This window comes from Mycobacterium sp. NGS27 (assembly GCF_059813005.1).
Genome location: NZ_JCALDT010000064.1, coordinates 1 through 232, shown reverse-complemented (window position 1 = coordinate 232; position 232 = coordinate 1). Strand labels below are relative to the sequence as shown.

General features: G+C 67.2%; 1 protein-coding gene. It reads left to right on the top strand.

The window, feature by feature from the left end; translation table 11 throughout:
* Positions 1-232, top strand: a 232-nt coding sequence (locus AC5Y30_RS25590; protein WP_499922127.1) for an AMP-binding protein, incomplete at both ends; no start/stop codon positions are given.

Genomic DNA, 232 nt, shown 5'->3' with positions numbered 1-232 from the left:
CTATGTGCCGATCGACCCCGGGCATCCTGACGAGCGGATCAGCTTCATGCTGGCCGACGCCGGCCCGATCGCCGCGATCGCCAGCGCCGACCAACGCTCGCGGCTGGACGGGCGCGGGTTGCCCGTCATCGACCCGAACGACCCCGTTGTCGCAACTCAACCCCACACGGCGTTACCCGGGCCCACCGCTGACGATGTGGCGTATGTGATCTATACGTCGGGTACTACTGGG